Here is a 9,218-nt window from a genome sequence, read left to right as displayed (position 1 = left end):
CCAAACCCAGACGCTGAGTACTTTCAGGAAAAACTGCAGTGCCTTTACTGGGGCCGCTTCGCAGCCCAACGCAGGGCAAGCCTGCTCGCCACAAGGGTAATTGGCTGCCTTTAAAAGTTGTGTAAGCGGTGGGTCAGGCAATGAATCCCTACACAGTCAGACCGCCATCGCAGGCAAGCCAGCTCCCACATTGATCGAGTGCACTTCAGCTGGGCTGGGCTTCGAGCCAGGTGGCATGGCAGCTCTCGCGCATGGTTTCGCGCAGCCATTTATGGGCCGGGTCTTTGTCGAAGCGCGGGTGCCAGGATTGGGCCAATACCAACGTCGGCAAGGAGATAGGCAACGGGAAGGCGCGCAATGGCAGGTTCAGGCGGTTGGCGCTCAGCAAGGCTTCCTTTGGCACCGGCAGCAGTAGATCAGAGTCGGGCAGCATGAACATCGCGCCGTGAAAGCCTGGGGCGATCATTGCCACGCGGCGCTCCAGGCCTTGGGCATTCAGCGCAGTGTCAATCGGGCCACGGGCGATGCCGCGTCGCGAAATGCTGATATGGGAATAGCTGGCAAACCGTGCGGCGGTGATTTCTTCGTCGAACAGCGGGTGATCTTGCCGCGCCAGGCCAACAAAGGTGGTGGAAAACAAATTCTGTACCTTCACCTCCGGGCTGGCCGGCAACGTATTGCTCACGCGCAGGTCCAGGCGCCCTTCGCGCAGCGCGTCGTCGTCGGTATCACCTTCGGGCACAAAGCACAGCTCGCACAGCGGCGCCATGCGCTCCATGGTGTCGAACAACCGACCGCCGTACACGCCAACAAAAAAGTCATTGGCCCTCACGCTGAAGCGGCGGCGCAAGGTGCTGAGGTCTACCTGGTCCGCGGAGCGAAACAGCAACGCCGCCTGTTCCACCACGTTGCGCACCTGGCCTTGCAGCTGCAAAGCCTTGGGCGTCGGCACCAGGCCGCGACCGGCCCGCACCAGGATCGGGTCGCCCACCGCCTCGCGAATCCGCGTGAGCGTGCGGCTCATGGCCGCCGGGCTGAGGTTCATCCGCCGCGCCGCGCCGACCACACTGCCCTCGTCGAGCAAGGCGTCGAGGGCGACCAGCAGGTTCATGTCCGGTAGTTGCATGCCAAGCACTCGTGAGCAGTGGGGAGTGAATTGCACGCAATCCTAGCAGGGATCAGTGGCTCAGCGCTGCATGCCCCAGCGCTTTACGGTGAGCCGCTCGAAGGTATCAAACACCAGGTTTTCCACCAGCAGGCCGATCAGGATCACCACGGCCAAGCCGGCAAACACTTTGTCGGTGTACAGCTCGTTGCGGTTCTGGAAGATGTACCAACCCAGCCCGCCTTTGCCGCTGGTGGCGCCGAACACCAGTTCAGCGGCGATCAGTGTGCGCCAGGCAAAGGCCCAGCCGATTTTCAGGCCGGCCAGGATCGACGGCAGCGCCGCCGGAATCAGGATGAACAACACAAAACGCATGCCCTTGAGGCCGTAGTTGCGACCGGCCATGCGCAGAGTTTCGGACACGCCGAGAAACCCCGAATAGGTGTTGAGCGCCAAGGCCCACAGCACCGAATGCACCAGCACAAAGATCAGGCTGTTCTGCCCCAGGCCAAACCACAGCAGCGCCAGCGGCAGCAGGGCAATCGCCGGCAGCGGGTTGAACATTGAGGTCAGGGTACTGAGCAGGTCGCGGCCCAGTTGGGTCGAGACCGCCAGCGTGGTGAGGGCAAACGCCAGCACGATGCCGATCAGGTAGCCCTTGATCAGCACCGCCAGCGAGATCCAGACCTTGCTCAACAGCTCACCGCTGAGCAAGCCGTCGAACAGTGCTTGGGAGGTCTGCAAAAAGCTCGGCAGCAGCAGGTCGTTGTTCTGGTAGCGGGCGACCGCCTCCCAGAGGATCGCAAGCACGATCAGGATCAAGCCCTTGCGCAGCCAGCCTTGCTGCCACAGGCGTTGGCGCAGGGGCAGTTCGCGCTCGACAGGGACGCTGAGCAGTGGTTCGAGGGTGACTTCAAATTCCTGGCGCATGGTTCGGCCCCTTAGTAAGCAATGCGGATATCGGCGAAACCCAACTCACGTTCGGCTTCGGGCGCTTCATCGAACAGCAGGCGATGAATGCGCCGCGCCGACGCCTGGAATTCCACACCGCCGAGGCTGTGCAGGTCGTATTGATGGCTGTGGATTTCTGCCCGCACGCGCCCGGGATGCGGCGATAACAACAGGATGCGGTTGCCCACCACCAGCGCTTCTTCGATGGAATGGGTGACGAACAACAGGGTGAAGCGCACTTCTTCCCACAGCAGCAGCAGTTCTTCCTGCATCTTGCGCCGGGTCAGGGCATCGAGGGCGGCGAAGGGTTCGTCCATCAGCAGGATTTTCGGTTGCATGGCCAGCGCGCGGGCGATGGCCACACGGGCTTTCATGCCGCCGGACAGGGTGTGCGGGTAGGCGTCGGCAAAGGCACTGAGGCCGACTTTTTCCAGGTAGTGCAGCGCGCGTTCTTCGGCTTCGCGGCGCTTGAGGGTCTTGGAGGCCAACAGCGGGAACATCACGTTCTGTTTGACGGTTTTCCACGGTGGCAGCTGGTCGAATTCCTGGAACACCACAATGCGATCCGGCCCGGGTTCGTCGACCTTTTGCCCCAGCAGGCGAATCTCGCCTTCGCAGGGTTTGATAAACCCGGCGATGGACTTGAGCAAGGTGGATTTGCCGCACCCCGAAGGGCCGAGCAGCACGTAACGGTCGGCCGGGTCGATTTCGAAACTGACCTGGTGCGTGGCCCGCACCACACGCTCGGGCGTGCGGTATTCGAGGCTGACGTTGTCCACCGCCAACAGCGGTTTGGCGGTACTCAGGGTGCTGGCCGCGTGGCCTTGCAGGGGCACGTTCATGTCAACTCTCTTGCCGGGAATCAGAAAGGCGCATCGCCCTGGATGGTGGTGCGAAACAGTTTGCGGCGCAGATGGCTCGGGCAACCGGCAGCCAGGTGGATCAGCGAGCGGTTGTCCCAGAACACCATGTCGTGGGGCTGCCACTGGTGGCGATAGATGTTCTGCGGCAGCACGCTGTGAGCGTAAAGCTGGGCCAGCAGGTCGCGGCTTTCGTCTTCCGGCAGGCCGACGATGCGGGTGGTGAAACCTTCGCTGACGAACAGGGCTTTGCGGCCGTTTTCCGGGTGGGTGCGCACAATCGGGTGGACCACTTCCGCCACCTGAGCGAGCTGCTCGGGCGTGAGGGTTGGGCGCCAATTACCTTCGAATTTGGTTTCGCTGTAGCGCGCCGTGTAGGAGTGCGCGGCGCTGCGGCCTTCCACGGCTTTGCGCAGGTGCTCGGGCAGTTGGTCCCAGGCTTTGTGCATGTCGGCGAACAGGGTGTCGCCGCCTTCGGAGGGCAGCTCCTGAGCGTGCAGCATCGAGCCCAGGCTGGGCAGCTCTTTATAGGAGAGGTCCGAATGCCAGAATTTACCCGCATCTCCCAGGCCGATGGATTGGCCGTTCTCGATGATGTTGGAGACGATCAGGATTTCCGGGTGGTTGGCCAGCAGGAACTGTTTGAGCACGTGGATCTGCAGCACGCCGAAGCGGCGGCTGAAGGCGATCTGTTGTTCGGGGGTGATGCGTTGGTCGCGGAACACCACGACGTGGTGATCCAGATGCGCGCGGTGGATGCGCGCGAAGTCTGTGTCGTTGACCGGGCGGGACAAGTCCAGGCCAACGATCTCGGCGCCGACGCTGCCGGGCAGTGGGCGAATCTCGAAGGATTGGGCGGTTGGGGTCGCTGTTGGAACAGTAGAGGTGGCGGACATGAGGGCACTCCCGGTCGGACAGGGGAGTGAATTTATAGGTATAAGAATGGAAGCTTAAATACCGTTAGCGAATATCGATATGCTTTAGGGTTGGGATCTGCGGTGATTTGGATGGCGCTATCGCAGGCAAGCCAGCTCCCACATTTTGATATGTGAACACATTCAAATGTGGGAGCTGGCTTGCCTGCGATGAGGTCACAACAGGCGCCGAAGATCAGCGCTCGTGCAACGCCTCGGCCCGCGCCTTGATGATCGGCTTGAGCAGGTAGCTGAGGATACTTTTCTTGCCGGTAATGATATCCACCGAAGCCACCATGCCAGGAATGATCAGCAACGGCTTCTCGTCGGTGCCCAAGTGGCTGCGATCAGTGCGCAGGGTGATCATGTAGTAGGTGGTTTTCTTGTCTTCATCGGTGATGGTGTCGGCACCGATGCGTTCAAGCTTGGCCTTGAGGCCGCCATAGATGGTGTAGTCATAGGCGGTGAATTTGACGATCGCTTCTTGCCCAGGGTGCAGGAAGGCGATGTCTTGCGGGCGGATCTTGGCTTCCACCAGCAGGGTGTCATTGAGCGGCACGATTTCGACCATGTCGCTGCCCGGCTGGATCACGCCGCCCACGGTGTTGACCAACAGCTGCTTGACGATGCCGCGCACCGGCGAGGTGACCAAGGTACGGCTGACGCGGTCTTCGAGGGCACGGCCGGTGGACTCGGCCTTGTTCAGCTCGGTGCGGGCTTCATTGAGTTGGGTCAGGGCTTCGCTGCGGAATTTGCCACGGGTTTCGTCGATCTTGCGCTGCACTTCCTTGATCGCCGACTCGGCGCGAGGGATCGCCAGGGTGGTGGCGTCCAACTGACCGCGGGTTTCCATCTCGGCGCGCTTGAGGCGCAATACTTCCACCGGCGATACCGCGCCCTGGGCCACCAACGGCTCGGACATGTTGATTTCCTGGCGTTGCAGGGACAACTGGCTGCGGTACTGGCCTTGCTTGGAGGTGAATTCGCGCAGTTCCTGCTGGCGCTGCACCAGTTGCTCCTGCAAACCACCGACTTCGTCTTTTAATTGCTGACGGCGGCTTTCATACAGCGAACGCTCGTTGGCGGCCTGGCTGGGCGCGGCCTTGAGCACGTCGTCGGGGATGTTCAGCGGGCGGTCATCCACCTGCGCACTCAGGCGCTCAACGCGCAGTTGCATGGCCAGGCGCAAGGCTTCGGTTTCGCCGGCATTGGAGACAAACCGGGTGTCGTCGAGGCGAATCAACGGCGCGCCGGCTTCGACGATCTGGCCTTCCTTCACATACAGCTCGGAGACGATGCCACCTTCCAGGTTCTGGATTTTCTGCAGCTTGGACGACGGAATCGCCTTGCCGTCGCCACGGGTGACTTCGTCGATGCTGGAAAAACCCGCCCAGGTCACCAGGAATATGAAGAACGCGATGATGGCCCAGATGGTCAGGCGGATCACCCTCGGCGCATCTTCGATCAGCGCTTTGTTGACTTCAGGCAGGGGCTGGCCCTGCAGCGAGTCGGTGCCTTTGAAGTAGCGGCCGACCGCGCTTTTGATGGAGTTAAGCAACACTGATCTGCCCCTTTTTCAACGCTTCCATAACCACGGCTTTCGGGCCGTCTGCGAGGATCTGCCCACGGTCGACCACCAACAGGCGGTCCACCAGCGAGAGCAGTGAGGCACGGTGCGTCACCAGCACCACGGTCTTGCTTTGCACCACAGCTTGCAGGCGTTGTTTCAAGCGTTCTTCACCGGTGTTGTCCATGGCGCTGGTGGGTTCGTCCAGCAGCAGGATGGGCGGGTTGAGCAGCAGCGCGCGTGCCAGGGCGACGTTCTGGCGCTGGCCGCCGGACAGGTTCTGCCCACGCTCGCCCACTTGCAGTTCATAACCTTGTGGATGCAGGCGGGCGAATTCGTGCACGCCGGCCAGCTCTGCGGCTTGCAAGACCATTTCGTCTTCTACATAGCGCGCACCGGAAACCAGGTTGTCGCGCAGGGTGCCGGCCAGCAATTGAATGTCTTGGGCGACGTAGCCGATGTTGTGGCGCAACTCGCTCACGTCGATCTGGCGCACGTCCACGCCGTCCACCAGCAAGGCGCCGGAGTCGGGCTGGTACAGGCCGACAATCAGCTTGGCCAGGGAGCTTTTGCCCGAGCCACTGCGGCCGATGATGCCGATTTTCTCGCCTGGCTTGATCACCAGGTTGATATTTCTCAGCGCGGCGTTCTGCTGGTTCGGATACGTGAAGTTCAGGCCACGGCACTCAATGGCACCTTGCAGGGTGCGGCGGCTCATGGGCCGCTCTTCGAAATTGCGCTCCTGGGGCAGTTCCATCATCTGGTCCACCGAGGTCATGGTGACCTTGGCTTGCTGGTAACGGGTCAGCAGGCCCGACAGCGAGGCCAGCGGGCTCAGGGCGCGGCCACTGAGCATGTAGCAGGCAATCAGGCCGCCCATGCTGAGGTTGCCGTCGATGATCTGGTAAACGCCGAACACGATCATGATCACGCCGGCCAGTTGCTGTATGAGCAAGGTCATGTTCATCGACAGGCCCGACAGCAACTTCACGCGCAGCTCGAGGCGGCTGAGGGTGCCGATGGTCTGTTCCCAGCCGTACTGGCGCTCGCTCTCGGCGTTGTTGACCTTGACCGCATCGAGCCCGGCGAGGGTTTCGATCAGGCTGGACTGGCGCTCGGCGGCCAGGGCCATGGTCCGTTCCATGGTCGCCACCAGCGGTTTTTGCAGGGCATAGCCGATGCCCAGGGCCAGCGGGAAGGCCAATACCGGGATCCACACCAGGTGCCCGCCCAGGATGGCGATCACCAGGAAAATCAGCAGGGTAAACGGCAGGTCGATCAGGCTGGTGAGGGTCAAGGATGCGAGGAAATCACGCAGGCTCTGAAACTCATGGATGTTCTGCGCGAAGCTGCCAACCCGTGCCGGGCGGTACTTCATGGACATGCCGACAATGCGCTCGAACAGCGTGGCCGAGATGATCAGGTCGGTTTTTTTGCCCGCCAGGTCCAGGCACAAACTGCGCAGGCTTTTGAGAACCAAGTCGAACAGGTAGGCGCCGCAGATACCCACGGCCAGCACCCAGAGGGTCGCGGTGGCCTGGTTTGGCACGACACGGTCGTACACGTTCATCACAAACAGCGGCGCGGCCATGGCGATGATGTTGATCAGGAAGCTCGCGGCGATGGCGTCGGTGTAGAGCCAGCGCGAACGTTTGAGCGTGTCGCGAAACCACGAACGCGCCCGAGGGATCAGGGTGCCGTGGTTGACGTCGAATTTGTGCTGAGGCTGGGCGAAGAAGACTTTGCCGATGTAGTCATTGGCCAGCAGCTCACGCTTGATCAGTACTTCACCGCCGTCGCTTTCGCTGAGCAGGATGCGTGCTTCGTCTTCACCTTGCCAACCCACCAGCACGGTACTGCGGCCGTCCTTGAGCAACAGCAGCGCCGGCAGTGCAATCGTCGGGATCTGCTCCAGCTTGCGCTGCAACACCCGGCCTTGCAGCCCGGCACGCGCGGCTGCACGCGGCAGCAACTCGGCACTCAGTCGCTGCGACGGCAGCGGCAAACCGGTGGTGAGCATGGCCGCGCTGGCAGGTTTTTGATGCAGGGCACAGAGCGCCAACAACCCGTCCAGTAACGGGTCGTCGTGGAGCGTGCGTGGATCATGACTGAGATGAACTCGACTGACTTCGGATTCCACGCGGCGCACTCTCGACTAACAGATGGGGCTATTGGGGTGGCTCAATTCATCCCAGGCAGTTGAACTTTAGGTTTCACGTCGTTCTGTACGACGGACGCCATCGGTGCGACCACTCCCTGGCTTTTGAGCAATTCACCCATGGTCGCCTTGATTCGATACTGAGTAAATAACTGAATGTTCTTGATCTCTTCCAGACGACGGGAAGCGGTGAACAATTCGTTCTCGCTGTCGAGCAAGTCGAGCAGGGTTCGTTGGCCGAGGCTGAACTGCTGCTGGTACGAAGTACGCACGCGGGTGCTGTGGTCGACGTATTGCTGGGCAACCGGCAACTGCGCATTGGCGTTGTTCAAGGCGTTCCAGGCCAGGCCCAGTTCTTCATTGAGTTGGCGCAAGGCGTTGTTACGGATATCCAGGGCTTGGCTGGTCTGGTACGACTTGGACTGCAAGTCGGCCTTGTTGCTGCCACCGGCGAACAGGTTGAAGCGCATGCGCACCATGGCTTCCCAGCCGTTGTTATGGCTGGCGTCGCCGGCTACGTTGTTATCGGCGTTGGTGCCAAGCTCGGCATCAAAGCGTGGGTAGAAGGTCGACTTGGCAGCTTCGTACTGGCTCTCGGCGGCGGAGATATCCGACTCGGCCGAGCGCAGGATCGGGCTGTTATCGAGCATCTGGCGACGGGCTTCATTCAGGTCCGCCGGCAGCATGGCCATAAATGGCGCTGGGCGCTCAAGCTGGTCGGGCATCTGGCCGACGGCGCTGAGGTAGTTGACCTGGGAGTCGGCCAGGTTGGTCTGCTCGGTGATCAGGTTGTTGCGAGCCTGGGCCAGACGCGCTTCGGCCTGGTCCTGGTCGGCACCGTTGCCGACACCGCGCTGGGTGCGCAATTTGATCTGGTCGTAGATGCGTTCGTGGTTGCGCAGGTTCTCTTCGGCCAGGCGCACGAATTCGCGGCGGGTCAACACGTCCAGGTAGACCTGGGCCACGGTCAAACCGGTGCGCTCGGAGGTGCCGAGCAAGGAATAAGCACGGGAGTTGACGTTGGCTTGTTGACGCCCAACTTCGCTGGACGTGGCGAAACCGTCAAAAATCATCTGTTGCAGGCGCAGGCTGGACTCGCCGCGGTTGAGCGTGTCCCAGTGGTTGCCGTTTGGGCCGTTGGCGGCGCGGGTGGTGGAGTTATCGGTGCCTTCGCGACCGTAACCGGCGTTCAGGTCAACGCGCGGCAAGTAACCACCTTGAGCGGCGCGCAATTGGTAATCGGCGGCGATACGGCTGTTCACGCCGGCCTGGATTTCCGGGTGCACATCCAGCGCCTGCTGCATGGCCTGGGGCAATGTTTGGGCTTGTACGAAACCGGCGGCGAGTACGAACGGTATTGCCTTGAACAGGTTCAAACGCATTTAAAAATTCCCCAGGACTTCTTGTCTCAAATCACAGCGATTGATACCGCTGCGTCGGATAATGGCTACCGTAATGACCGTACGTCGGAAAGTTCAAAAAGCGGAACTGCTTCACACATGTAGGACGGTTCGCCGCATAAATATCAATGTGACATTACGGGGCCAATTGTTTAGGATGGCGACCATAAGGTCAATACTTTGGCATAAACTAGATAACGAATAAATCTAGCCAATTATTTGACGCCAGTAACTACTTATACTACACCCCTCCTGTTTGTCCC

Annotated in this window: 7 protein-coding genes; all 7 read right to left on the bottom strand. The window is 60.9% G+C overall.

Annotated features, from left to right (window positions below; genetic code table 11):
• Positions 1–205: 205 nt before the first annotated feature.
• A complete protein-coding gene (locus tag FEM54_RS16325) occupies positions 206–1,126 on the bottom strand; it encodes a LysR family transcriptional regulator (protein ID WP_017136615.1) in 921 nt (306 codons plus the stop codon).
• A 60-nt stretch (positions 1,127–1,186) separates the two neighbouring features.
• Positions 1,187–2,035 (bottom strand): ABC transporter permease, encoded by an 849-nt coding sequence (locus FEM54_RS16320; protein WP_017136616.1) that lies wholly within the window; start codon positions 2,033–2,035, stop codon positions 1,187–1,189.
• A gap of 11 nt (positions 2,036–2,046) precedes the next feature.
• Positions 2,047–2,898: an ABC transporter ATP-binding protein gene (locus FEM54_RS16315; protein WP_138451891.1), complete on the bottom strand. Its 852-nt coding sequence runs from the start codon at positions 2,896–2,898 to the stop codon at positions 2,047–2,049.
• A 20-nt stretch (positions 2,899–2,918) separates the two neighbouring features.
• A complete protein-coding gene (locus FEM54_RS16310) occupies positions 2,919–3,812 on the bottom strand; it encodes a TauD/TfdA dioxygenase family protein (protein WP_099549589.1) in 894 nt (297 codons plus the stop codon).
• A 214-nt stretch (positions 3,813–4,026) separates the two neighbouring features.
• On the bottom strand, positions 4,027–5,391 hold the full coding sequence (locus FEM54_RS16305) for an HlyD family type I secretion periplasmic adaptor subunit (RefSeq protein ID WP_138451889.1): 1,365 nt from the start codon (positions 5,389–5,391) through the stop codon (positions 4,027–4,029).
• A complete protein-coding gene (locus FEM54_RS16300; protein ID WP_026013663.1) occupies positions 5,381–7,537 on the bottom strand; it encodes a type I secretion system permease/ATPase in 2,157 nt (718 codons plus the stop codon). Before FEM54_RS16300 ends, FEM54_RS16305 begins: the two co-directional genes overlap by 11 nt.
• A gap of 41 nt (positions 7,538–7,578) precedes the next feature.
• Positions 7,579–8,937: a TolC family outer membrane protein gene (locus tag FEM54_RS16295; protein WP_017136621.1), complete on the bottom strand. Its 1,359-nt coding sequence runs from the start codon at positions 8,935–8,937 to the stop codon at positions 7,579–7,581.
• Positions 8,938–9,218 lie beyond the last annotated feature (281 nt).

This window comes from Pseudomonas edaphica (assembly GCF_005863185.1).
Lineage (GTDB): Bacteria > Pseudomonadota > Gammaproteobacteria > Pseudomonadales > Pseudomonadaceae > Aquipseudomonas > Aquipseudomonas edaphica.
The sequence above is the reverse complement of the archived record's forward strand: the minus strand, read 5'-3'. Positions and strand labels throughout refer to the sequence as shown.